Source organism: Actinotignum stranguriae, assembly GCF_051265215.1.
In the GTDB taxonomy this organism is placed as follows: domain Bacteria; phylum Actinomycetota; class Actinomycetes; order Actinomycetales; family Actinomycetaceae; genus Actinotignum; species Actinotignum schaalii_C.
Window position 1 is genome coordinate 35740 of the sequence record NZ_JBOZCJ010000012.1, and the last position, 24200, is coordinate 59939.

General features: G+C 60.4%; 18 protein-coding genes and 1 pseudogene. 9 read left to right on the forward strand and 10 right to left on the reverse strand.

All coding sequences use genetic code 11. From position 1 onward, the window contains the following. Entirely contained in the window at positions 1–942 is a 942-nt protein-coding gene (locus ACRQEG_RS05505; protein ID WP_320757395.1) for a nucleoside hydrolase, read from the reverse strand. Positions 943–1158: 216 nt separating this feature from the next. Here ACRQEG_RS05505 and ACRQEG_RS05510 point away from each other — a divergent pair, with 216 nt between their 5' ends. Next, positions 1159–2199 (forward strand): hypothetical protein, encoded by a 1041-nt coding sequence (locus ACRQEG_RS05510; RefSeq protein WP_435706306.1) that lies wholly within the window; start codon positions 1159–1161, stop codon positions 2197–2199. A 15-nt stretch (positions 2200–2214) separates the two neighbouring features. Here the strand turns inward: ACRQEG_RS05510 and ACRQEG_RS05515 are convergent, their stop codons facing one another. Beyond that, positions 2215–3231, reverse strand: coding sequence for a LacI family DNA-binding transcriptional regulator (locus ACRQEG_RS05515; protein WP_320757336.1), 1017 nt, complete (start codon positions 3229–3231; stop codon positions 2215–2217). A 238-nt stretch (positions 3232–3469) separates the two neighbouring features. Here ACRQEG_RS05515 and ACRQEG_RS05520 point away from each other — a divergent pair, with 238 nt between their 5' ends. From ACRQEG_RS05520 to ACRQEG_RS05535, 4 genes are all read left to right on the forward strand, one after another. Continuing rightward, positions 3470–4768 carry an ABC transporter substrate-binding protein gene (locus tag ACRQEG_RS05520; protein ID WP_320757337.1) on the forward strand — a complete coding sequence of 433 codons (1299 nt, stop codon included), beginning with the start codon at positions 3470–3472 and terminating at the stop codon, positions 4766–4768. A gap of 66 nt (positions 4769–4834) precedes the next feature. Further along, positions 4835–5818 (forward strand): carbohydrate ABC transporter permease, encoded by a 984-nt coding sequence (locus ACRQEG_RS05525; protein WP_320757338.1) that lies wholly within the window; start codon positions 4835–4837, stop codon positions 5816–5818. Next, complete coding sequence (locus ACRQEG_RS05530) at positions 5815–6693, forward strand: carbohydrate ABC transporter permease (protein ID WP_274733861.1); 879 nt, start codon at positions 5815–5817, stop codon at positions 6691–6693. The genes ACRQEG_RS05525 and ACRQEG_RS05530 overlap by 4 nt, the downstream gene beginning before the upstream one ends. A 2-nt stretch (positions 6694–6695) precedes the next feature. Continuing rightward, positions 6696–8327 (forward strand): glycoside hydrolase family 32 protein, encoded by a 1632-nt coding sequence (locus tag ACRQEG_RS05535; RefSeq protein ID WP_320757339.1) that lies wholly within the window; start codon positions 6696–6698, stop codon positions 8325–8327. 50 nt (positions 8328–8377) lie between these two features. Here the strand turns inward: ACRQEG_RS05535 and tal are convergent, their stop codons facing one another. The 5 genes from tal to nrdD form a co-directional block, all read right to left on the reverse strand. After that, positions 8378–9478, reverse strand: a complete 1101-nt coding sequence (gene tal, locus ACRQEG_RS05540; protein ID WP_320757340.1) for a transaldolase — start codon at positions 9476–9478, stop codon at positions 8378–8380. Positions 9479–9514: 36 nt separating this feature from the next. Next, on the reverse strand, positions 9515–9925 hold the full coding sequence (locus tag ACRQEG_RS05545; protein ID WP_320757341.1) for an OsmC family protein: 411 nt from the start codon (positions 9923–9925) through the stop codon (positions 9515–9517). Positions 9926–9961: 36 nt separating this feature from the next. Then, positions 9962–11326 carry an OFA family MFS transporter gene (locus ACRQEG_RS05550; RefSeq protein WP_320757342.1) on the reverse strand — a complete coding sequence of 455 codons (1365 nt, stop codon included), beginning with the start codon at positions 11324–11326 and terminating at the stop codon, positions 9962–9964. Further along, on the reverse strand, positions 11310–11939 hold the full coding sequence (nrdG, locus tag ACRQEG_RS05555) for an anaerobic ribonucleoside-triphosphate reductase activating protein (RefSeq protein ID WP_320757343.1): 630 nt from the start codon (positions 11937–11939) through the stop codon (positions 11310–11312). The genes ACRQEG_RS05550 and nrdG overlap by 17 nt, the downstream gene beginning before the upstream one ends. A 177-nt stretch (positions 11940–12116) precedes the next feature. Next, positions 12117–14276, reverse strand: a complete 2160-nt coding sequence (gene nrdD, locus ACRQEG_RS05560; protein WP_435733802.1) for an anaerobic ribonucleoside-triphosphate reductase — start codon at positions 14274–14276, stop codon at positions 12117–12119. Between the two features lie 542 nt (positions 14277–14818). Here nrdD and ACRQEG_RS05565 point away from each other — a divergent pair. The 4 genes from ACRQEG_RS05565 (at position 14819) to ACRQEG_RS05580 (ending at position 22025) form a co-directional block, all read left to right on the forward strand. Then, a complete protein-coding gene (locus ACRQEG_RS05565) occupies positions 14819–17281 on the forward strand; it encodes a carbon starvation CstA family protein (protein ID WP_435733803.1) in 2463 nt (820 codons plus the stop codon). Between the two features lie 12 nt (positions 17282–17293). Next, positions 17294–17491 carry a YbdD/YjiX family protein gene (locus ACRQEG_RS05570; RefSeq protein WP_320757346.1) on the forward strand — a complete coding sequence of 66 codons (198 nt, stop codon included), beginning with the start codon at positions 17294–17296 and terminating at the stop codon, positions 17489–17491. A 911-nt stretch (positions 17492–18402) separates the two neighbouring features. Continuing rightward, the gene (locus tag ACRQEG_RS05575) at positions 18403–21000 is read left to right on the forward strand and encodes a sodium-translocating pyrophosphatase (protein ID WP_320757347.1); all 2598 of its coding nucleotides are present in this window, start codon (positions 18403–18405) and stop codon (positions 20998–21000) included. Next, the gene (locus ACRQEG_RS05580) at positions 20997–22025 is read left to right on the forward strand and encodes a glycosyltransferase family protein (protein ID WP_320757348.1); all 1029 of its coding nucleotides are present in this window, start codon (positions 20997–20999) and stop codon (positions 22023–22025) included. Before ACRQEG_RS05575 ends, ACRQEG_RS05580 begins: the two co-directional genes overlap by 4 nt. Positions 22026–22073: 48 nt before the next feature. Here ACRQEG_RS05580 and ACRQEG_RS05585 read toward each other — a convergent pair whose 3' ends face one another. The 3 genes and pseudogenes from ACRQEG_RS05585 to ACRQEG_RS05595 all read right to left on the reverse strand — a co-directional run. Continuing rightward, positions 22074–22790, reverse strand: coding sequence for a YczE/YyaS/YitT family protein (locus ACRQEG_RS05585; protein WP_320756011.1), 717 nt, complete (start codon positions 22788–22790; stop codon positions 22074–22076). Then, positions 22783–22926, reverse strand: a complete 144-nt coding sequence (locus ACRQEG_RS05590) for a hypothetical protein (protein ID WP_435733804.1) — start codon at positions 22924–22926, stop codon at positions 22783–22785. The genes ACRQEG_RS05585 and ACRQEG_RS05590 overlap by 8 nt, the downstream gene beginning before the upstream one ends. Positions 22927–23001: 75 nt before the next feature. Further along, positions 23002–24200: pseudogene (locus ACRQEG_RS05595) on the reverse strand (hypothetical protein); the annotation flags it as partial.

Genomic DNA, 24200 nt, shown 5'->3' on the forward strand with positions numbered 1-24200 from the left:
TCAGATGCCTTTCAACAGCGAGGTGATACGGGACATGAACTCGGAAAGGAAACGCTCCACGTCCACCGCGATGGCCACATCCGCGGTCTTGACCGGATCATTGAGCCGTTCCTCATCGCAGATAGTGCGCCCACGCACCGGTTCGTGCAGATCAACCTTGATATTGCAGGGGAAGAGCGTGACCAGCGTGGGATCAATAGCCACGGCAACGGCCAAAGGATCATGCAGACCGCAGCCGCCCAGATGCGGGGCGGTAGTCTCATAGGCCTTGATATAGAAGTCCGTAATATCTGCCAAAGCAGTGGCGGCCGGGGTGCCAAGATCGCGCCACTGTTGCGTATGTTCATAGGTGAGCAACGTCTGAAGCGTGACATCCAGTCCGATCATGGTCACGTGAGCACCTGAGCGGAAGAGCAGATCCGCGGCCTCCGGGTCCTGGGAAATATTCGCTTCCATGACGTCATTGCAATTCCCGGGAACCGTGAGCGCCCCGCCCATAATGACGATGCGGGCATTGTCTTTGAATGTGGGGTCCAGTTCAATAGCGCGGGCCAGATTCGTCATGGGGCCGGTAGCAACAATAACGACGTCGCTGCCATACTCCCGCACCGCTTCCACCATAAATTCGGGTGCCGGCGTGGTTTGCGGAACCCGATTCGACACCGGAATCTCAACTTCCCCGATACCGTTCTTACCGTGAATGAATTCCGAAATCTCAAGGACCTCAAAACCGTCCTTTTCACGAGCGTGCGGGATCCCCGGATAGACCGGCACCTCCGGATGCCCGAAAAGATCAAGAAGGTCAAGATCGTTTTTCACGCCGGTGTCCAGCAGAACATTCCCGTAGGTGCCGGTAATGCCAATTAATTCGACTTCCGGTGATCCGAGAGCGTAGGTGATTGCCAGGCAATCATCAACACCTGTATCCAGGTCCAGAATCATCTTCATTGTGGTTCCTCCTTAGATTCGGTCACGACCTTCGTGCTGACCGTAATCACCACCCGGCACCCTTGCCGGATATCATGAGTATACGAAACAAATATCGACTGCGGGCTCTTTAATGAAAGGGATAATGATGGTAATCTCTGCCGCGGTTATCTCCGTCCCCACCGCGCCTTTTATCACCATTCCGGCAGTTCTTTTCCGCGGTGACACGCAATGATCTTCGGCGGCGAATTCACCGCACTCCCGCCCCGCTCCGCTTCGCGCGCGCTCCCGATTCCGCCCGGCGCGATGCTGGTGCAATCGGGGCGCCAGGCTCTTGGCCTTATCGCCCAGGCGCTCGCCGCCCGCGGTATCCGTCGCGTAATCGCGCCGGGCTTCCTGTGCGCGACTGCACTCACACCGTTCCAGCTCGAAGGCATCCGGGTCCGCTGGGTGCAGGTTGGCCCGGATCTCGTGCCCGATCCGGCCGCCCTTGCCAAACTCCTCACCGATCCGCGGCGCTGCGCGGTGCTCATCTCCACCACCTTCGGTGCCTGGCCCACTCCCGAGTTGCGGGCCGTGCTCGAGGGGTGGGAGGGCCGCGGTGGCGTCGTCGTCGCTGATTTCACGCACGCACCTTGTGGTGACGCGACGCGAAAGATCCCGGCACATTATGCCGCAGCGTCCTTGCGGAAATGGTTTCCGATTCCCGACGGCGCCTGGGCGTTCGGCGCCGCGCTTCCTGCCGTGGCTGCGGATAATGCGGCGGCCCGCGAGGTAACCCGGTGCGGCTTGCTGCAATTGCGCGGGGAGGAGAACGACGGCGCAGCTGAGGCCGCCATTGATGCCGCTCTCAGCCCGAGCTCGATGAGCGGTGCCGCCCGGGATATTCTCGCCCACCTCGATGTCGCGGCAGTGCTGGAGCGGCGGAGGACCAACGCTCGGGCTTTGCGCGCGGCCCTGATGAGCCAAGGTGTACCGGAGGGGGCGCTCTTCGGCGATGGGGAAGAAAGTCGCGGGGCTACGAACAGCGCGCTCTACGCCCTCGCCCTCCGTCTGGACGCCCTACCGCCAAGCTGGCCCGCGTCGCATAACCCGCACCATTGTGCCGAACTCCTTGCCGCCCACGGAGTTTTCACCCCCGCTTTCTGGCCGTGCCTGACTCATGCGGTCAACTGGCCGAATATCCTTGCCCTACCCATCGATCAGCGCTATTGCCCAGAGCAGATGCCCGAGCTCGCCCGGCGAGTGATGCAGGTGCTGCGGGCAGAATAAGCCCAAGCCCCGCACCTAGATCCGGCGCACCGATTCACGCATGCGCAGCGGCATATCCACCAGGTGAATATCGCGATCTCCCGCACCTTCCTCACCCAGGAGGCGGGTGGCAGTTTGCCCGATCTCCCAGTAGGGAATCGCGATGGTGGTGAGAGCCGGGTGAACGTAGAGCGCGATTTCATCGTCATCGAAAGAAGCAATAGAGAGATCATCCGGCAGATGCATACCCCGCCCCAAACACTGCTGGATTGCACCCAAAGAAATACGATCATTGAGGGCAAGAATCGCGGTACACTCCGGACCATTATCCAACAGGTCGCCCATCGCCTCGTAACCTAAATCCGGGTCCCAAAGCGTGCCCGGGAAAATCTTTACCGGCCTGAGGCCCGCTTCCTCGAAAGCATCCAGGATTCCGTCAAAACGATGGCCGATCGTGGCGGAGATGCGCGGCTCGCGCAGACCGTCATCCATGCCAATAATCGCGATTTTGCGGTGCCCGGCCTCGATGAGAACATTGGCCATACGCCGCCCAGCCTCGTATTCAGCCGGAAGCACCGCCGGGAAAACTCCCTCCCGATCAGGAACCGCATTGCACACCACCACCGGCAGGCCCGTCACGCTCTTCGGCACGGTGATCATCTTCGCTCCCATTTCCGCGAAGATAAGACCATCAACATTACGATTGAGCATTTCACGCACCGAATTCTCCGCCCGGCTTGCGCTATCCCCAACTTCCGCGAGAAACACGATTTTTTCAGCCTGATCCGCAGCGTCGAGAATCCCACGCAGCATCGCCGAAGCGTAACGCGTAACAGTCACGTCCCGGCTAATCACTCCGTAAATCCCGGTGGTATTGGTCCGCAAAGAACGTGCGGCCGGGTTGGGCCGGTAATTGAGGGCGGCCGCCGCCTCGATCACCCGATCCCGTACTTCTTGAGAGAGACGCGCGGGGCGATCATTTAGCACCAAGCTCACCGCGGTGGGTGAAACACCCGCTCGTTGTGCCACCTGAGCGATCGTCGCTCGCTTCATTCAACCTCCTCGCGCCATTCTTCCCACCTTTGGGCCACAGCCTGAGCTAAGAGTATCCGATCACCAAGGTGACCAAGCTCATACACACCCCCACATTGCGCATACCCACGAGCAGTCCTACACTTTCTGGCAAGTGCTAAATGCATTTATCACGGTGCAAAGGTGCCGCGTGATGGTTCTCCCTTTTAGCACGTTCCCGCTTCCCGGGCGGGGCGCCAAACAAACCCAAGGAGGGGTGATGAGTAAAAGATTCCGGAAACTCACCGCACTAACATCCGCCGCTGCACTCGCTTTCACGCTGAGCGCTTGCAGTAAGGGCGGAACCTCGTCCCAAGGCAATGTTGCGGACGGGAAACAAGAAGTCACCATGTGGACTCATAACGCCGGCAACGAAGAAGAGCTCGCCGCCATCGAGCAAATCGTTGCCGATTACAACGCACAATCTGATAAGTACCAAGTCACCATGCAGGCTTTCCCGCAGGCTTCCTACAACCAATCTGTGGTGGCGGCCGCTTCCTCCAATAGCCTCCCGTGCATTATGGATATTGACGGCCCCAATGTTCCTAACTGGGCGTGGGCCGGCTACCTTGCCCCGCTCGAAGGCATGGATGACACCCTCAATAAATTCCTCCCCACCACGGTGGGACGCTACGAGGACAAGATTTACTCCTACGGCTACTACGATGTGGCTCTATCCGTCATTACCCGCAAGTCCATCCTCGATGAATTCGGCATCCGCACCCCCACCGTGGATCAGCCGTGGACACGTGATGAGTTCACCGACGCCCTAGCCAAGGTGAAAGCCTCCGGGAAATACGCCGTGCCCTTCGATATCAATACCGCAGACCAGGGTGAATGGTATCCCTACGCCTACTCCCCTTACCTGCAGAGCTTCGGCGGTGATCTTATTGACCGCTCGAAGTTCGAAAGCGCGGAAGGTGCACTCAACGGTCCGGAGGCCCTGGAATGGGCAAAGTGGATGCGTTCCCTGGTAACCGAGGGCTACACGCCGGCCAATGCGGGCTCGGATCCCACGCAGGATTTCATTAACGGAAAATCAGCTTTCTTGTGGATGGGTTCGTGGGCTGCACAACCCACCGAAGAGGCTTTTGGCGACGACGTTGTTTTCCTCCCGCCGCCTGATTTTGGTAAGGGCCCGAAGATTGGCGGCGGCTCCTGGCAGTGGGGAATGTCGCCGTCGTGCCCTGCCCCCGAGGGAGCCTTGGACTACATGAAGTTTGCCGCCCAGGATAAATACGTAGCCTCCGTTTCGGTTGCCACCCGTAATATCCCGGCAACTGATGCCGCCACCGCGGAAGTTCCGGCTTTCGCCGAAGGTGGGAAGTACTCTATCTTCCGGGAATTCTCTAAGAAGTACGCGGTGCTACGTCCTGAAACAGCCGGCTACCCCTTCATCGCTACCGAATTCACCAAGGCAACCCAGGACATCCTCAACGGCGGGGATCCCAAGAAGATTCTCGACCAAACCGTGGCGAATATTGACGCCAACCAAAAAGCCAACGGCTTCTTTAAGTAACACCTGATGTGCAGGGTGCGTGAGCTGCCAGTGGTAGCTCACGCACCTTGCCGAAAGGCCAGTGATATGACTTCTGCACCCCAGGCCACCGCGGAGAGTAAGCACGCACCCCGGCCGGCGTCCGCATCTTCTCAGCGTGCTAAGGCAACCGCTGCACCGTCGCAAAAATATCGGCGCGAAACCTCCGCGCAAGCACGCGCCGGATGGGGAATGCTGGCTCCCGCGGGGATTCTCATGCTGCTTTTCCTCGTTGTTCCCATTGTCCTCACCTTCATTCTCGCTTTTACTGACGCGCGTCTCATCTCCCCGCGGCCGATGCAATTCATTGGACTGGAGAATTTTGAGCGGTTATTTGGAACCGAGGTCTTTTGGGCGTCCCTGCGCAATACCCTAATTTTCGCCCTCGTTATTGTGCCCGGGCAGTCTGGGCTGGCTCTCATTATGGCACTGCTCGTAAATAAGAAGTTCCCGGGCTTGAACTTCTTCCGCACCGTATTCTTCCTGCCTATGGTGACCTCCATGGTCGTGGTCTCCATGCTGTGGCTTTTCATGTACCAGCCCGATGGCCTGCTCAACGCACTACTGGCCAAAGTTGGTATTTCCGGGCCGGATTGGTTGGGCGATCCGAGTTGGGCACTCTTCGCCATTATCGTGATGTCCGCCTGGCAGGCCGCCGGGATGCATATGATTATTTGGCTCTCCGGTCTGCAAACGATCCCGGGTGAACTTTATGAAGCGGCGTCTCTGGACGGGGCATCAACCTGGCAGCAGTTCAAGCACGTGACCTGGCCGGGACTGCGCCAAACCCGCACTTTTATTCTTATTACGATCACCATCGCGGCGTTCTCGCTTTTCACCCAGATCAATATTATGACGAAGGGCGGGCCCCTCGATTCCACCTCAACAGTGGTCTACCAGGCGGTGCGAACCGGATACGACCAGCAACAAACCGGCTATGCCGCAGCAATTTCCCTAGTCTTCTTCGTCTTGGTTCTTGCCGTAAATCTTGTGCAACGCTATCTCACTCGCGATAAGGAGGCCCGCGCATGAGCACCACGACGTCGTCTCGCAGTATCCCCCGCGCTATTGGAATCTGGGCACTTCGTATTGGCTTGGCCGCCATCTTCGGCCTGCCGCTCCTTTTCATGGTGGTCTCCAGTTTCAAACCAGATACCCAGATTTTCGGGGATATGGGTGGCCTCGAGGCTTTCCTTCCGGTAGGTGACCTTAGTTTCGATAACTACTCCGGGGTCTTCAACCGGGTGCCGTTCTGGCGCTTCCTCCTCAACTCCGTCATTATTTCGGTGTGCATCGTGGTTTTCGGGCTCATCGTCAATTCCATGGCAGCTTTTGCACTCTCCCGCCTGCAATTCCGCGGCCGCAAGATTTCGCTGACGCTTGTGATCGCCACCCTTATTGTTCCCTTTGAAACTCTGGCGCTGCCACTGCTGTGGTGGGTCAATAAGCTTCCGTGGTTGGACGCCAACGGGTTCTCACAGAGTTGGCTGGATACCTACCAAGTGCAGATCGTGCCCTTTATTGCCAACGCACTCTCGATTTATCTCTTCTACCAGTACTTCGATTCCATTCCGCGCGAGCTGGATGAAGCGGCGCGCGTGGACGGGGCGAGCTGGTTCAAGATTTACCGCTCTATCGTTATGCCACTGTCCGGCCCAGCCACCGCGACCGTCGCGATTCTGACTTTCCTACCGGCTTGGAATTCCTACTTGTGGCCACTCATGACGGTACGCTCGGAGGAGTTACGCCCGGCAATGATCGGAATCGACTATTTCCAGCAGCTCAACGTATCCTGGGGCCAGATCATGGCGTTCTCCACGCTGATTACCGTTCCTGTCATTATGCTGTTCCTGGCTTTCCAGAAACAATTCGTCAACTCTATTGCCGCTTCCGGTATTAAGGGATAACCATGTCGCTTTCCTTCGAGTTCACCGCCGACCACGATGCGGCGCTGGCCCGAGCCCGCGCCGCGAATGCGCAGCTCGCCGCCGCCGTGAATCCGCGCTGGTACCCGCGTTTCCATATCGCGGCACCTGCCGGCTGGATCAACGACCCCAACGGCCTTGTCCACACCGGCGAAGAACTCCACGTGTTCTTCCAGCACCACCCCTACTCCACTGAATGGGGGCCCATGCACTGGGGACATGTGGTTTCGCGCGACGGCGCCACCTGGGAGCGCCGCCCCCTCGCCCTGGCTCCCTCCCTGGAAGCCGACCGCGACGGAGTTTTCTCCGGCTCCGCCCTCCAGGCCCCCTGCGGGCACCTCGAGGTGTTCTACACCGGGAATCGCACTGTGGCGAGCCAGCCCGGCATCGGTGATCTACCAGCCGCCAGCTGCGGGCAGTCGCAGTGCCGGGCGATCTCACGTGACGGAGTGACCTTTGAGAAGAAAGGCGTCGTCGTACCCACCCCGGAAGGCGTGCGCGATTTCCGCGACCCGAAAGTCTGGCGCCACGGCGATACGTACCGCATGGTCGTGGGCGTGCAAAGCAGCGACCGCCGCGGTGAAGTGTGGATGTACACCTCCCCGGATCTGGCGCGCTGGAGCTTCGAATGCGTGCTCTACCGGCACCCCGATCCGCGGGTTTTCATGCTCGAATGCCCCGATTTCTTCCCGCTCGACGATACGTGGGTGCTGATTTTCTCCCCCATGGGCATCCGCCCCGAAGGTTTCGCGCATTGCAATGTCAATAGCGCCGGCTACCTGCTGGGCAGCTGGGAGCCTGGCGAAAGCTTTGAACCCACCGCGCCCTATCGCACCCTCAATTGGGGGCACAGTTTTTACGCGCCGCAGACCTGCCTCATTGCCGGACAGCGCACGCTTTTCGGCTGGATGGGCAGCTTCGGGCGCGCCCCGGCCTCCGCGGCCGACGGCTGGTCCGGCCAGCTCACGGTACCGATGAGCGTCTCTCTTGAGTCCGGTGACCTGTGCTTACGGCCCGCCCCTGCCCTCACGCGTTTGCGGGGCCGGTGTGTGTGGAACGACGACGCCGCACTCGCCGCCAGCGCGCCCCTCACCATCGCCCGGGATGTGACCGCAGCGGATATTTCCGTGAGTGTACTCACGGGTGAATGCGAACGACTGCGGTTGCGCATCGGTTCGGATGCCAGTTCCGTGAGCATCATCGTGGATCGCAATAGCGGCACCATCGGGGTGGACCGCGGCGCGGCGGTGGAGAATCTGGGCTACCGGGCTGCCCCCTGGGCACCGGCCTATCGCCTCTGGGGCGAACGCGCCGGTGAAATTGCCGGTGAGACAGCCGCTAAGAAAGCGGGAGAATCCGCCGGAGCTGGCGAATCTGCACTGGCCCCGCTGAGCTTCCGGGTGCTCGTTGATGCCGGATCGGTGGAGGTGATTGCCGGGAACGGCGAGCGGGTGCTTTCCTCTCTTGCTTTCGTGGAGGGCAAACGTGATATCACCCTCCTGGCTGAGGAGGGTGATATCGCGGTCGCGGCCTCGGCGTGGGAGATGATGGATGCTTTCCCCCAGGCCAAGCCGGAGCCAGAAACGAAAGCTGAAGCGGAGAACCCGGCGAGCTAAACGTGGGCAGCCTGCCCTACCGGGCGGCCAGCTCTACCGGGCAGCCGGCTCTACCGGGCAGCCGCGAGCGCGGTGCTGACCGTTTCGCTCAGTTCCTTCCAGGAGACGATGAACTTCTCCACGCCTTCGCGTTCGAGCTGGGCGGCTACATCGCCCATATCGACGCCCACCGCGGCGAGTTCCTCGAAAACCCGATGTGTCTGCCCGTAGTTCTCCCGCACCGTGTCCCCGGTGATCTCCGCGTGATCCGCGGTGGCCTCCAGGGTTTTTTCCGGCATGGTATTGACGGTTGCGGGAGCCACCAGCTCGGTAACGTAGAGCGTATCGGGATAATTCGGGTTCTTGACCCCGGTGGAAGCCCACAGCGGACGCTGGGCATGCGCGTGGTCCGCAGCCAGCACGGTGAAACGTTCGGAAGCGAATTTCTTCTCGAAGATTTCGTAGACCAGGCGAGCATTGGCTACCCCGGCCTTACCGCGCAGCGCCAAGGCTTCCTCAGTACCGATCTTCTCCAGACGGGCATCCACTTCTGTATCAACACGGGAAACGAAAAGCGAAGCCACCGAGTGAATATCGCTGAGTGCATGCCCGGAACGCTGGGCCTTTTCCAGGCCGGCGAGGTAGGCATCCACAACCTCGCCGTAGCGCGCCAGGGAGAAGATGAGGGTGACATTCACGGAGATCCCGTGGCCGATCACTTCGGTAATAGCCGGCAGGCCTTCCTTAGTGGCCGGGATTTTGATCATAGCGTTCGGGCGATCCACCCGGTCCCACAGCTGGCGGGCCTGGGCCACGGTGGCCGAGGTGTCATGCGCCAACTCCGGGGAAACTTCGATGGAAACACGCCCGTCTTCCCCACCGGATTCCTCATAAATGGGGCGGAAAATATCGCAGGCGTCCTGAACGTCCTTAATGATGATGTCAAAAATCGCCTCGTCGCCATCCTTGCCGGCCGCCGCAGTAGCGGCCACCTGTTCGGTGTAGCTTTCCCCGTTGCGCAGGGCCGCGGCGAAAATTGTGGGATTCGTGGTCACGCCCCGCACCGTATGGGTGTCAATAAGGGAAGCGAGATTCCCGGAGGCAATCCGCTCGCGGGATAAATCATCCAGCCAGATACTCACTCCGGCATCGCTCAAGCTAGCGGTACTCATGCTTGCTGTCCTTTCTCCGTGGTACCCGAAGGCATCCTAGTTATCCGCAGCGTTGCGAATCTCCAGGTCATGCGGGACGGGGTGGTCAAGAGTGCGACCCACCGTGCAAGCCCGCTCAATGGCGCGGTCTACCCGCCCCAAAAGCGCAGCGCGCGCTTCTTCTGGCATATCGGCAAATTCCACCTCGAGAGCGGTGTGGAACGCGGTGAACCGGTTATCCTCGCGGTCCGCATCCGCACTCACCGTGAAGGTGGCACGGTAGCCCTCCCCGAGAGCCTGCTCGAAACGGGAATCCGCGCTGAGGGCCTGGCAGCCGGCCACCGCCAGTTGCATGAGTTCCCCGGGGGTGAATTGTTCGGGACCTTTCCCGATTTCCACGCTAGCACCGCGATCATTAACGGCGGTGAAATGAAGATGCCCGATACGCCGGGCAGAGAGCTGAGCCATAGCTACCTCCTTGTTTCTTTCACTTTACGGGAAAGCTCAGCGCTGTGGTGAGCGCGCTTTCCACCAGCGGAAAAGTCCGGCCAAGAAAAGACCGACCGCTGCCAGTACGCAAGCACCCCACAGGGCCGGGGTGAAGGAACCGCCGTGGGCACCGGCACTTGCCGCGGCCCAGCGCGGGGCGACGACGGCGGCCAGCGAGAAACCGAGGAACATGAGGCCGTAGTTGGTTCCATTATGACGCGGCCCGAAGCTTTGCATGGTCAGCGGCGCAAAAAGACTCATGGTGCCCCCGAAGGCCAGGGCCACGAGGATGGCCCCGGTAAGGAAGAGTACCGTTGCCCCGCGCTCGGATAGCGCAAGAAGCGCGAGCCCACCGGCTGCGCAGCCGAGCACCGCCACCAGGCACAGCGGAATACCGATGCGGTCGGAAAGCCAGCCCCAGGCCAGCCGCCCGGCCGCGTTCGCGACCGCGAAAAGTGAGACGGTGAGAGCCGCGGCTGCGGCGTCGAACCCAATACTGGTAGCGAGCGGCGCCATATTGGCATTCACCATGATGCCACCGAAAGCAGCCGTGACGAAAATTGCGAGGATGAGCCAGAAGGTGGGGGTGGCGAGCATCTGGAGCGGATTCAGGCTCGCGCGCGGTCCGGCGGCTGCGGCGGTGCCCGCCGGGCGAGGTAGGTAGGCCCCGTATTCTTCCCGGAAAGGACGCACCAGGAAGATGACCGCGGCGGCGTTAATCACCGTGAAAGCGATGCCGAGAATCACCAGGGCGCTGTGCACGCCGTAGCCGGCAATGAGATGCTGGCCGGCCGGGGCGATAATCATGGGGCCGATTCCCATCCCGGCGGTGATGAGACCGGCCACCATACCGCGCCGGTCGGGGAAGAAACGCATGGTATTAGTGAGCGCAGCCGAGTAGAAGAGACCCTGACCTCCGCCGGTGACCAACCCGTAACTGAGCACGAACAGCGGGAGGGTGGGTGCTAGGCCGGCCAGGATATGTCCCAGCCCGAAGCAGGTACCGCCCACCGCCATCATCTGGGCCGCGTAACCGCGCCGCAAGAGCGTGCCGGAGGCAATCATAATAAAGGGCACTACCAGGGAGGCGAGCCCGAAGGCCAGCATAATATCCGGCGCTGCCCAGCCGCGGCTCGCGGCGAGCGGGCGCACAAAAATAGAGAAGGCGGTGAGCGCCCCGGTGGTCATAATGGCAAGAAGTGTTCCAATAAGGACGCGGCTGCGGCGCGGCATCGTTGCCGGCGGCTGGGCCGCGGGACGCTCATCCTCGGGATGCTGATCCGCGGGGGCCTGGTTCCCTAGGTGCTGGTCAGCGGACTGTTGGGCCGCGGGTTCTTGAGCGGCAGGGTGAGTGCTGGTCACGTTAGTCGTAATCTCCATTTTTCCAGAGCCGCACCGGGGCTTCGCACCCGGCTTGCATGGCGGCAAATGTTTCGGGCACGTCGATAATGCGCTGGTTCTTGGAGCCGCGGAACGTGAGGTCACGAATGAACTGGGATTGGATAAAGGGCCCGTCCACCAGCACGTCCACGTGGGAAAGAAGTTCGCGTTTATCTTCGGTTTCTTCCAGGAGCTGCTCGAAGGTGTATCCGCTCCAGCTCCAAATTGTTTTACTATTCCCGAAGCGCTCCCGGAAACGCCGCGCTAACGGCAGCAGAACCGGAGTATTGAGGAACGGTTCCCCGCCCACGAAGGACACTCCGGCCACGTAGCTTTTCGCGCAGTCCTCAAGGATGCGTTCTTCGAGTTCTTCCGTGTAGGGGGTACCGTAGCGAAAACTCTGGGCCGCCACGTTATAGCAGCCCGGGCATTTGAAGGGGCAGCCGGAAACGTAAATGGCGCAACGCACCCCTTCCCCGTCCACCATGACGAAGGGCTTGTAATCCGCAACGTAGCTGCGTGACAAACGCCGCCCATCCCACGCGCCGGGGCGCTTGGGTTGGTGCACCCCCGGAGCTTCCGGAGGTGTGGAGAGCAGGCGCAATTCTCGCATTCTTCCTTACCTTTTCACAGTCCCTGAGTCACAATACTCCCCGCGCCCGGCACATTCGCCGAGTGCGGGGAGCCTTGCGAGAGTGCGCCAGCGAAGAGCTAAGACGCACGGGGCCTTAGGTGCTGGGGTGCACCGGGCACGCGGCACTCAACCACGCGGCACCGGACACCCAGGAGTTTAGGCGCAGGGACCGTCCATATGCTTAACGCGGGAAATGATTTCCTCATGCCGGCCGTGCACCATGGGGCGCTTGACCGGATTACCGAGGTACCCGCAGGTCCGCTTGACCACATCGCAACGGTCGGGATCATCATTACCGCAGTTCGGGCACTTGAAGCCCTCCGCGGTGGGATCGAATTCCCCGCTGAAACCGCATTCGTAGCACTTATCAATCGGAGTATTGGTGCCCAGATAGGCCACCTTATCGTAAGCATAATCCCATACCGCTTCCAGAGCCGCGGTGTTATGGGTCAGTTTGGGGTACTCGCAGTAGTGGATGAAACCACCCTTGGTGTACTCCGCGTAGGGCGCTTCGAAGTCAATCTTCTCGAAAGGAGTGATCTTCTTGCGCACATCGTAGTGGAAGGAATTCGTGTAGTAATCCTTCGCGGTGATATCCGGAACCGCACCGAAACGCTCACGATCCATGGAGCAGAAACGGTTGGTCAGTGATTCAGCCGGGGTGGAGTAGACGGAGAACCAGTAGGGGTACTCCTTCTTCCACTGGTCAGCGTACGCACTCAAGCGGCGCACGATATCCATGGTGAATTCCTTCGCTTCGGAATTGTGCTCCCAATTGGGGCCGTAGAAAGCGGTAGCGGCTTCGTACAGGCCAATGTAACCAATGGATAGCGTAGAACGCTGATTGTGGAAGAACTTCGTGACGTCCTCATCGCCTTCTTCCGCGCGGATACCCAGGGCACCGTAGCGGTAGAGAATGGGGGCGTTTTCCGGAGTGGCATCCTCGCAACGCTGGGCGCGGTAGACCAGAGCTTCCTTAACTACCTGCATGCGCTCATCGAAGATCTTCCAGAAACGCTGCTTATCCCCGCGCGCCTGCAGTGCAATGCGCGGCACGTTGAGGGTCACCACGCCCAGGTTATTACGCCCGGCGTTCACGGCCTCACCGGTTTCCGGATCCACCCACTTAGGCAGGAAGGAACGGCAACCCATGGGAGCCTTGTAATCACCTTCCAGCTCGGTGAGACGGTCATAAGAAAGGACATCCGGATACATGCGCTTCGTGGAACATTCCAAAGCGAGCTGCTTCACGTCGTAATTGGGATCCTCAGGGTTGAGGTTAACCCCGCGGCGCAGCCCGAAGACGAGCTTCGGGAAGATCGCGGTATGGCCATCGGCCCCGATGCCCTTAATACGAATGGTCAGGATTGCCTTCTGGATTTCCCGCTCGAAACGGCTGGTACCCAGGCCGAAACCGAGGGTGACAAAAGGAGTCTGCCCGTTCGAGGAGTAGAGAGTATTGATCTCATACTCCAGGGACTGCATGGCATCGTAGATGTCCTTCTTCGTCTTTTCCCAGCAGTACTCATCGCGCTTATCTTCGGCAACCCAACGCTGCGCATCCTTGAGGTGCTTGGCGTAATTGAGTTCCGCGTAGGGGGCGAGCACTTCATCGCAGCGATCCACCGAGCAGCCACCGTACTGGCTGGAGGCCACATTCGCGATGATCTGAGCGATCTGCGCGGTAGCGGTGTTAATGGAGCGCGGGGATTCCACCCGGGCGTTACCAATCTGGAAGCCATCACGCAGCATGCCTTCAATATCGATGAGGCAGCAATTGGTCATGGGCTGGAAGGGGTTGTAATCCAGATCGTGGAAGTGGATATCGCCCTTAATATGCGCATTGGCCACCGCCGGGGGCAGCAGGTACTTGAGGGCGTACGCCTTGGCCACCGCACCCGCGGTTAGATCACGCTGGGTGTTAAAAACAGTGGAGTCCTTATTGGCGTTCTCATTGACCACCGTCTTATCGCGCTGCATGAGCTTATCCAGGGAGCGCGAAATATCCATGGCCTGTTCGCGCGCCGTATCGCGATCGTGGCGGTACTCGATATAGGCGCGCGCCACCTGCGGGTAGCGGGATGCCATGAGCACGTTTTCCACTTCCGTTTGGATGGTGGGAACGTCAAGCTTGGCAGCATCAAGATGATCGATTACCGTGCGGGTGGCTTCCTCAACGAATGCGTAATCGTCGATGCCCTGGCTGTTCATTGCCAGCGCGATTGCGCGGTAGATCTTACCGGCGTCAAAGCTAACCGACCGACCGTCACGCTTGGTGACGACTACCCCCGTGGTCGTTGAGGTATCAATCAACATCTTGTGCCTCCGTAAAATTCGAACACTACATATAGTAGTCGGCCAGAATGACACCGGTGTGCTTCGTGCGCCACACGGGTGCGTTTTTTGAGCCGCGCACGCCGTGCCCGACCCCATAAAGGGCGACGCCGCGCCACTCTTGCCCCGCGCCCGCCGAATTTATGATGTGCAACACATTTTTTCGGCACCGCGTTTCGCGCTCACCGGGCGAGCTTACCACTACCTATAGGGGCACCACCCACCCGCCACCCCTACATCTTGCGATAAGTGCGAAACTGGCTCCAAACCGCCACTTCCACCCCAAGCCAGCCCGCGGCCAGCTGGCGGCGTCGTCGTGCTTCATCACCGCAAGCCACCATTTTAGTGGTCTAGCCCACAAATAGCGCGCTAACGCGAACGTAAGTTAACCCATTACTGTTGCACGCGTTTATTATCGGATGTGGTGGCGTACGCCACCCGGGTACTCAACCGAGGATCCGCACAAGATGCCAGCGCTGCCGTCCACGCGGACCGCGCCGGCCCATATAAATGGAGTTTCAGCTATGAGTGCACCAGCTGACACTGCTCTTCCGAGCTATAGCGAAGAAGAGGAAAAATATATTATCCGGAACCGCCATGGTGTTCCGGTCGGAACAAAACCGCATACGAAGTGGACGCTGCCGCGCATCGCGGTGTGGGTCCTCGTCACAGCCCTCGGTGTTGCGGGCTGGTACATGCTCGCCTTCTATCGCGGTGAACAAGTCAATACCGCGTGGTTCGTGGTGACGTCGGTCTGCACCTACATGATCGCCTACCGCTTCTACGCGCTCTTTATTCAAAAAACCATTATGAAGCCCGACGATTCCAACGCGACGCCGGCCGAACGCATCAATAACGGACGCGATTTCGACCCGACAAACCGCGTGGTGCTCTACGGGCATCACTTCGCCGCTATCGCCGGCGCCGGCCCGCTGGTGGGCCCGGTGCTGGCCGCCCAGATGGGCTACCTGCCCGGCACCCTGTGGATTATCTTCGGGGTGTGCGTGGCCGGTGCCGTCCAGGACATGCTCGTCCTCTTCTTCTCCATGCGCCGCGGCGGGCGCAGCCTCGGCCAGATGGCCGTGGATGAAATCGGGAAGATCGGCGGGGCCGTGGCCGCGGTCATGATCCTCGTCATGCTCATGATCGTGCTGGCCGTGCTCGCCATGATCTGCGTGAACGCGCTGGCCGATTCGCCGTGGGGCGTTTTCGCCGTCGGTATGACCATCCCCATTGCGCTGTGTATGGGCCTGTGGCTGCGTTTCGTGCAGCCCGGCAATATCACGATGGTGTCTATTGTTGGGTTCATTGCGCTGCTCGGTGCGATTATCGGGGGCCGCTACGTGGCGGAATCCGATTTCGGCCAGGCTTTCCTGCACCTATCCCCCACCACCCTCGTGTGGTGCATGATTGTGTACGGTTTCTTCGCGGCGGTGCTGCCGGTATGGCTGCTCCTCACCCCGCGTGACTACCTGTCCACCTTCATGAAGGTCGGCACCATTGTGGTGCTGGCGTTGGGCATCCTCATCGTGCGCCCGCTGGTGGAAATGCCGGCCGTCACCGAATTCGCCTCGAATACGGACGGGCCGGTGTTCGCCGGGGAACTCTTCCCCTTCCTCTTTATTACCATCGCCTGCGGGGCGCTCTCCGGGATGCACGCAACGGTGTCCTCAGGTACTTCCCCGAAGATGATCCAGAAGGAATCCCAGGTGCGCATGATCGGCTACGGCGGCATGCTCATGGAATCCTTCGTGGCAATTATGGCGCTGGCTGCGGCCTCCTCCCTCAATATGGGTATCTACTTCGGTATGAATACCTCCGAGCACACCACCGATAAGCTGGCGGGCACGGCCATCGTGCAGATGACCGATAACCGCGCCGAACTTTCGGCTGCCGCGGTGCAAAACCTCGCGGTCACCGATACCCACGGCAATTCGGTGGAAGCCCGGTGGGAATCCTGGGATGAGAACGGAAATGAGAAAACCTACGTGGGAGCGGAGGCCTTCGACAAGGTCGCCGAGGACGTTGGGGAAACCTCCATCACCTCGCGTACCGGTGGTGCGCCCACCCTCGCGGTAGCTATCGCCCATATTCTGCACCAGGTAGGTGGCGGCCAGGCCATGATGGGCTTCTGGTACCACTTCGCGATTATGTTCGAGGCGCTCTTCATCCTCTCCGCGGTGGACGCTGTGACCCGCGTGGCCCGCTTCCAGCTGGGCGACGCCCTGGGCAATGTGCTGCCCAAGTTCAAGGATCCCTCCTGGCGAGTGGGCGCGTGGATTACCACGGCCGTGGTGGTGGCGGCCTGGGGTTCGCTGCTGCTCATGGGCGTGACCGACCCGCGCGGTGGTATCCAAACCCTCTACCCGCTCTTCGGCGTAGCCAACCAGCTCATCGCCGCCCTGGCGCTTATTTTGTGCACCGTGGTGGTGGTCAATAAGGGCTGGGCGAAATGGGCTTGGATCCCGGGCATTGCCGCAACCTTCGACCTGGTGGTCACCTTCGCGGCGTCCTGGCAGAAGATTTTCTCCACCGACGCCGCCATCGGGTACTTCACCCAGAACACCAACGCGAAGGCGGCCCTCGCCAAGGCGCAGGCCGCCGGCGATACCGAAGCCATCGGTATCCAGTCCGCGATTGTGCGTAACACCTTCATCCAGGGATGGCTCTCCGTGATCTTCCTGGCCACGGTGGCCTTCGTGCTGGTTTGCGCGATGATCAAGATCATCCGGGTGATTGCCGCGAAGAAGTACGTCACTTCCGAGGATCCCTACCGGGAGTCCAACTTCTACGCACCCACCCAGCTCTTCCCGACCAAGTTGGAGAAGAAGGTGGTGGCTGAATACGCCGCCGTGGGCGATCCGGCATTGATTCCCGGTTACGATCACCGTAAGGGTGCGGGCGTTGGTTCTGGTACGACGACGGCGCAACCGGGCACGGCGGGCTCTGCCAGCGACTCGGATTCTTCCGAGTCCGCCCAGCGCTAGGAGATCAGGCCCATGTTCATTACCCAGCTTCGTGCCTTCGCGACACACGCTCGCAGCCTGTGGCGGGACTTCACCGGCGAATCGGCCTACGAGAAATACGTAGCTCGGCACGCCCGTGAGCATCCCGATCATCCGCCGCTCGCCAAGCGCGAGTTCTGGCGCCAGCGTGCAGCTTTCGACGAGGAGAATGTCTCCACCGGCTGCTGCTAAGCGCTGGGCGCTGGGCTGGCGGTCGCCGCCGGGCGCTGGATCCGCGCCAGCCGCTGAGCTGGCCGAATGCGCAGGCTGGCGGTCGCCGCCGGGCTGGAACGGGCTGGAAACTGGCCATCAACACCGCTCCCCGAACTTCGGACTTCGGTCCGCCGTTCGGGGAGCGGTGCTTTGTCCCACTTCCATGTGTCTCGCTTTTCCGCTCCACACAAAATGCAACAGCAAATACATTAAGTTTTCCAAATCATGCGCTGGCGTTGCTTTCTGTGGCCCCCACCGTCATAGCGTTGCTTTCTACACGTCCTCAGGTCGAGAAGATGCATTTTTCGGTCTCCGATAGGGCGCCCGCGACGATCACAAACAAAGTGGTACTGGAGCTACAACCAGTACCCGTTTTTCTGTCGTGCAGTACCACTCTGTCAGGCCCGATGTTCTCCAGTACCACTACGCCAACCACACCCACCCGAGACACCGGCATACCGATATGCCTCACCCCACCGCCAGGCAATCCACATCCACAATCCGCCTCGCGAGCCCTTCGAGCATAAACTCCGCGGCGGCGGGGCGGGGTACTTTTCCCAAGGTGTACTTCGCATGTACAACAAATGCAGTACAGCTCTGAAAACACATAGTGCCTCGCCAGTCCGGCACGCCCGGTCCGGCCCGCCCGGCTCAGAGTGCCCACCCAACCACCCCGAAAGGCCCCCGCGGCGAAAGCGCCCTACCCGCACCGAAAACCCACCCACCGCGGGACCTCGGGCCTAGGCGCGCCGGCCAACCCGCACCTGCGCGGCCACGGTGGTGCGCGCGCGGCAGCGGCGTCGTCGTACCTGGTCCCAAAAACTGGTGGCTCAGCCGGCCTAGGATAAAAGAGAGGCAAAGGAGCCTCATCATTTCATGTCGAGGTAATTATGGGACGTTGTTTTTCTGTATCCACACACAAGAACACCTCGCGTCCACGCCGGCTGCTCCCCCTGCTCGGGGCGCTCACGCTGGCTCCCGTTGCCCTAGGTTCGTGCGCCGCTTCCGCGAGCGCGCCCGCCGGTGAGGCAACTGTGCACGGAGGTGAAGCAAATATTGTACTGCCCGATCTCTCGGGTGTGAGCGCGGTGGGCGGGGTCTCCGGCCGGCTGCTGCTCCTCATCGGCGTGGGGGTGTGCGTGCTGGGACTGTGCTTCGGGCTCATCACGTATATGAATCTGCGCAAGCTTCCGGTGCATCGGGCCATGGCCGAGGTCGCGGACCTGATTTACGAAACCTGCAAGGCCTACCTGGTCAAACAGGGGCGGTTCCTGCTGGTGCTCTGGGCCTTTATTACCGCGGTTATCGTGGTCTACTACAAGTTCCTCGTTGGTTTCACCTGGGGCAAGCTGGCGATCGTGGTGGCGTTCTCACTGCTGGGTATGGGCGGGTCCTACGCGGTGGCGTGGTTCGGGATTCGCGTGAATACCCTGGCCAATGCGCGCACGGCTTTCGCGTCGCTGCGCGGGCGGCCCCTCCCGCTGCACCAGGTGCCGCTGCGTTCGGGGATGTCGATCGGGATGGTGCTCATTTCCCTGGAACTGCTCATGATGCTCGTCATTTTGCTGTTCCTGCCCGCGGATGTGGCCGGGGCCTGCTTTATTGGCTTTGCCATCGGGGAATCGCTGGGCGCTTCAGCGCTGCGCATCGCCGGTGGTATTTTTACGAAGATTGCCGATATCGGCTCCGACCTGATGAAAATCGTTTTCAAAATTGATGAGGACGATCCGCGTAACCCGGGTGTCATCGCCGATTGCGTGGGCGATAATGCCGGGGATTCCGTGGGGCCTTCCGCTGACGGTTTCGAAACCTACGGCGTGACCGGGGTGGCGCTGGTGACCTTCATTGTGCTGGCCGTGCATGATCCAGCCTTGCAAGCCACTCTGCTGGTGTGGGTGTTCACGGTGCGGGTTGCCATGATTATTGCCTCGGCGCTGGCCTACGGGCTCAATGCGCGCCTGGCTGCTACCCGCTACGCCAGCGTCACCACCCTCAATTTCGAAAAACCGCTGAGTTCACTCGTGTGGCTCACCTCGATTTTCTGCATTGCTTGCGTGTATGGGATCTCCTGGCTCGTTTTGGGTGGGCACGACGGCGCACTGTGGCTCGCACTCGCCACTATCGTGACCTGTGGGACTCTCGCGGGGGCGCTCATCCCGGAGCTGGTGAAAGTCTTCACGTCCACGACCTCGCGGCACGTGCGTGAAGTGGTGAAAAGCTCGCGCCAGGGCGGAGCATCCCTCAATATTCTGTCCGGCGTGGTAGCTGGGAATTTCTCCGCTTTCTGGCTGGGTATCACCATCGTGGGGCTTATGGCCGGGGCTTTCGTGATCGCGGATGCCACGCTCGGTGAGTTCATGCTGGCGCCGGCTGTTTTCGCTTTCGGGCTGGTGGCTTTTGGTTTCCTGGGCATGGGCCCGGTCACTATCGCGGTGGATTCCTACGGCCCGGTCACGGATAACGCCCAGTCGGTCTACGAGCTTTCCCGGATCGAGGCGCTCCCCGATATCGACGCTGATATTCGCTCCGGTTTCGGTTTCGCCCCGCAGTGGGATCGTGCCAAGCTCATGCTGGAGGAGAACGACGGGGCCGGCAATACCTTCAAGGCGACCGCGAAGCCGGTGCTGATCGGCACCGCGGTGGTGGGTGCCACCACGATGATCTTCTCCATTATTATCGGGCTGACCGGTGGGCTGACCAGCGGGATCGAGATGCTGTCCCTTATGCACGCCCCGTTCCTGCTGGGGATTATTAGCGGAGGCGCGGTGATCTTCTGGTTCTCCGGGGCGTCCATGCAAGCGGTGACCACGGGAGCGTATAGAGCGGTGGAGTTCATCAAGGATTCCATCCATCTGGATAAGAATGCGGAGCGGGCTTCCCATGATGACTCGCGGCGCGTCGTCGAAATTTGCACCCAGTACGCCCAGCAAGGGATGCTCACCATTTTCCTAGCGGTCTTCTTCGCTACCCTCTCCTTCGCTTTTATCGAGCCGTACTTCTTTATCGGCTACCTCATCTCCATTGCCATTTTCGGCCTCTACCAGGCGATTTACATGGCGAATGCGGGCGGGGCCTGGGATAATGCAAAGAAGATCGTAGAGGTGGATCTGCACGCGAAAGGCACCGCACTCCACGATGCCACCATCGTGGGCGATACCGTGGGCGATCCTTTCAAGGACACCTCCTCGGTGGCTCTCAACCCGATTATTAAATTCACGACGCTCTTCGGGCTGCTCGCCGTGGAGCTGGCCGTGAGTCTCAACGCCCAGAATCTCACCGCGGTGGTCACCGGCCTGGCGGTGTGCTTCGGGGCGCTCGCGCTTGTCTTTATTTACCGTTCCTTCTACAGCATGCGAATCCAGGCCTCCACGGAGGATCCGCTGCTGGATGAGCCCTTGCCTGAATCTTCGCCTGAATCCAAGCCGGCGCTCGAACCGCAATCTCGGTTTGAGACCGGATCCGAACCCGAGAAGGGAGTCCTGGCATGAATATTGCCGTGCATTGGTCCGGCGCTCAGATCAGCCCGGAAGGAAATATCGCCGGCCAGGATGCCGGTGCCACCCTGCTGCGTCGCCTTCTGCGTATTTTCCCGGGTGCGATGGTGCTTGACCCCAGCGGGGTTTCCGCCGAAGAGCTCGCCCCGGATACGGTGGTTATCACCATGGATGTGCATGACACTCCAGCCCTGTGGGAGCGCCTACGCAAGGCTGGCCACGCCGCCCCGCGCCTTATGAATTTTGTGTGGCTGCCGGTGTCCACCCTGGAAAGCGCGGAGGAGATCGCCCCGGTGGCGCTTTCTTGCGCGCTCTTCCCCACTTTCGCGAATTCGGAGCGCACCGCCGGGGAAATCCGCGAGATGGTCAATAAGTGGACGGTGCCCCCGCTGGCGGGGCGGCTCAAGCTCGGCTGGGTGAATCTCGGTTTCCGCCTCGACCACGTGCAGGAGCGGCGCGAACCGGAAGTTCCGGTGGTGCTCTACCCGGCGATCTACCTGTCCCCGCGCAAACGCCCCGATTTCTTTATGGACGTGCTGACAAGGGTGCAGGAGCTTATTCCCCTCACGGTGGAGATGCGCCTACACGAAGCACACCTGGTGTCCGAGAAGGCAATGACGTATTCGCGCTTGCCGTGGATGCACGTGGGGCCACTCACGGACACCCGCACCTCGTATTATGAAGCCCTCGCACATACCACGGCCTTCCTGGCCACCGCCGCGGAAGAATCCTACGGGCTGTCCTACGTGGAGGCGCTGGGGGCCGGGGCGCTCGGGGTGTTTCCGGATGTGGCCTGGGCACGCGCGCTCCTGCCGGAGAACTATCCCTTCTTCTACCCGGACGAGGATACGGCGGCAGCGGCGGCTATGCTCACCCGGGTTCTCACCCGCACCGCGCAGTGCCGGGCGGATCTGGATGTTGCCTGCGGTGGAAGCTTCCGTGAGTGGATCGCGGCGCATCACTCCGATGATGCCTTTGATCGGGAAATCGTGGCCGCGGTGCGGAGGTGGTTCGGGTAGCGGTTGCGAACAGAATTAACGACGGCGCCGCAGCCCCGCCCCCGCACCTTATTCCTCGGTGATAGCGGGGGCGGGGCGTGCCGTGTAGGACGCCGTCGTACCAACAAGACGGTACGCGACGGTGCGGTTGAAGAAATCGACGACGACGCCAATTCCCAGCGCCATAATCGCGGTGCCAATGCCGATGACGCCACTGCTCAGATCGAAGCGGAACAGCACGAGGGCGATGAGGACCACGATGAAGTCCTGGGCCACACGGAAGGTGCGGTAGGAGTGGCCCGGGAAGCGGCGCAGGAGGACGGGGACGATGCAGTCAGCGGCACCCTGGCCGATATCCGGGGTGATGTAGAGGGAGAGCCCCAGCGCAAAAATCACCAGGCCGATGGCGAGGTGAGCAAGCATCCCGGGGATTGAATACGTAAAAACGTAGATGGAGTCGAGAATGCCGGTGAAGCTGGTGACGAGCACGCCGACCAGGGTGAAGTTGAGGACGGTACCCAGCCCGAGGACTTTGTGATCAAAGGGGAAAATAAGGGCGATGAGGGCGATGTTGACCACCGGGACCACCCAGGAGAAGGACAGGCCGGTGATGTGGCTGACGCCCTGGAGGAGGGCCGTGAAGGGATCCACGCCGGCGTGACCTTTGAGGGCCACCGTGATACCGACAGCGGTGAGGATCACGCCGATGAGGCAGACCAGCGAGCGCCGCAGCAGGCTACCCGGGCGCAACGTCCATTCGCGGGCGCAGCACAGTGTCTCAAACATGACGAGCTACCTTTTCGATCTCAGGGAAGCCGCCGTGCCACACCGCGGCATCACCAGCGTAGTGCATGCGGGCGGGCATTTCCTGGGCCGTGGCGGAGGTCGCTTTCGTAATGGTGAACTCGGCTTCAACCGTCAAGGAGGGGCTGGTAGAGAATCCCTCCAGAGGATTCTCTACCAGCCCCTCGCTTGTACTATGCGATTAGTTCAGCAGCTATGCCTTACGGCGCCGCGTCACCGCGAGCCCGCCGGCAAACAGCAGAAGTGCCGCAGTGCCAGCAAGACCAACGCTCGTCGCACCAGTTACCTGAAGAGTCTTCTTGACCTTCTTGGGCTTCGGTGCCGGCTTACCCGGATCGTTCGGATCCAACGGATCGGTGCCGTTCTTGATTTCGTCACCGTCGTTGATGCCGTCACCGTCGGTATCGGCCTTGTTCGGGTTGGTCGGCTTACCGTTGTTGTGCTTGCCGGTAACTTCATCACCGTCATTCACACCATCGCCATCCGAGTCAGGGTTGAGCGGATCAGTGTTACCAGGCTTACCGTTCGGATCAGACTTATCATCCTGGAACGGGTTCTTGGTGCCATTGACCTCATCACCGTCGTTGATGCCATCACCATCAGTATCAGGGTTGTTCGGATCAGTACCGATCTTCTTCTCGTCACCATCAGTGAGTCCATCACCGTCGGTGTCCGGGTTGTTCGGATCAGTTCCGTCCTTCTTCTCATCCCCATCCGTCACGCCGTCACCATCGGTATCGGCCTTGTTCGGGTTAGTCGGCTTACCGTTGTTGTGCTTGCCGGTAACTTCATCACCGTCATTCACACCATCGCCATCCGAGTCAGGGTTGAGCGGATCAGTGTTACCAGGCTTACCGTTCGGATCAGACTTATCATCCTGGAACGGGTTCTTGGTGCCATTGACCTCATCACCGTCATTGATACCATCCCCGTCAGTATCAGGGTTGTTCGGGTCGGTGCCGATCTTTTCTTCTTCGGAATCGGTCAGTCCATCACCATCAGTATCCGGATCAGTGACAGTCACCTTCGACGTATCGAAGACCTTGTCACCATCCTTGATCGTGACAGTAATCTCGTCCTTATCCTTAGCATCCCCAGGAACCTTCACAACAACGTTCCCGTCCCCATCAAAGGAACAAGTAGCACCATTGGAAGCTTCACACGTAGCCGTATCCGGAATCGGACCATTAGCCGGATCCTTCGCAAGCGTCACATCCGCGCCAGGCTTACCATCACCATCACCCCAAGCCGGGCAACCATTATTAGAAGCCGGCCCAGCAACCGTGGGGCACTGATCAAGCGAATCCGGGACAGTATCACCATCAGTATCCGGATCAGTGACAGTCACCTTCGACGTATCGAAGACCTTGTCACCATCCTTGATCGTGACAG

Excerpts from the sequence above, each read along its gene's own strand:
- ACRQEG_RS05505 (WP_320757395.1), bottom strand. The coding sequence starts at position 942 with ATGATTCTGGACCTGGATACAGGTGTTGATGATTGCCTGGCAATCACC.
- ACRQEG_RS05510 (WP_435706306.1), top strand. The coding sequence starts at position 1,159 with ATGATCTTCGGCGGCGAATTCACCGCACTCCCGCCCCGCTCCGCTTCG.
- ACRQEG_RS05515 (WP_320757336.1), bottom strand. The coding sequence starts at position 3,231 with ATGAAGCGAGCGACGATCGCTCAGGTGGCACAACGAGCGGGTGTTTCA.
- ACRQEG_RS05520 (WP_320757337.1), top strand. The coding sequence starts at position 3,470 with ATGAGTAAAAGATTCCGGAAACTCACCGCACTAACATCCGCCGCTGCA.
- ACRQEG_RS05525 (WP_320757338.1), top strand. The coding sequence starts at position 4,835 with ATGACTTCTGCACCCCAGGCCACCGCGGAGAGTAAGCACGCACCCCGG.
- ACRQEG_RS05530 (WP_274733861.1), top strand. The coding sequence starts at position 5,815 with ATGAGCACCACGACGTCGTCTCGCAGTATCCCCCGCGCTATTGGAATC.
- ACRQEG_RS05535 (WP_320757339.1), top strand. The coding sequence starts at position 6,696 with ATGTCGCTTTCCTTCGAGTTCACCGCCGACCACGATGCGGCGCTGGCC.
- tal (WP_320757340.1), bottom strand. The coding sequence starts at position 9,478 with ATGAGTACCGCTAGCTTGAGCGATGCCGGAGTGAGTATCTGGCTGGAT.
- ACRQEG_RS05545 (WP_320757341.1), bottom strand. The coding sequence starts at position 9,925 with ATGGCTCAGCTCTCTGCCCGGCGTATCGGGCATCTTCATTTCACCGCC.
- ACRQEG_RS05550 (WP_320757342.1), bottom strand. The coding sequence starts at position 11,326 with ATGGAGATTACGACTAACGTGACCAGCACTCACCCTGCCGCTCAAGAA.
- nrdG (WP_320757343.1), bottom strand. The coding sequence starts at position 11,939 with ATGCGAGAATTGCGCCTGCTCTCCACACCTCCGGAAGCTCCGGGGGTG.
- nrdD (WP_435733802.1), bottom strand. The coding sequence starts at position 14,276 with ATGTTGATTGATACCTCAACGACCACGGGGGTAGTCGTCACCAAGCGT.
- ACRQEG_RS05565 (WP_435733803.1), top strand. The coding sequence starts at position 14,819 with ATGAGTGCACCAGCTGACACTGCTCTTCCGAGCTATAGCGAAGAAGAG.
- ACRQEG_RS05570 (WP_320757346.1), top strand. The coding sequence starts at position 17,294 with ATGTTCATTACCCAGCTTCGTGCCTTCGCGACACACGCTCGCAGCCTG.
- ACRQEG_RS05575 (WP_320757347.1), top strand. The coding sequence starts at position 18,403 with ATGGGACGTTGTTTTTCTGTATCCACACACAAGAACACCTCGCGTCCA.
- ACRQEG_RS05580 (WP_320757348.1), top strand. The coding sequence starts at position 20,997 with ATGAATATTGCCGTGCATTGGTCCGGCGCTCAGATCAGCCCGGAAGGA.
- ACRQEG_RS05585 (WP_320756011.1), bottom strand. The coding sequence starts at position 22,790 with ATGTTTGAGACACTGTGCTGCGCCCGCGAATGGACGTTGCGCCCGGGT.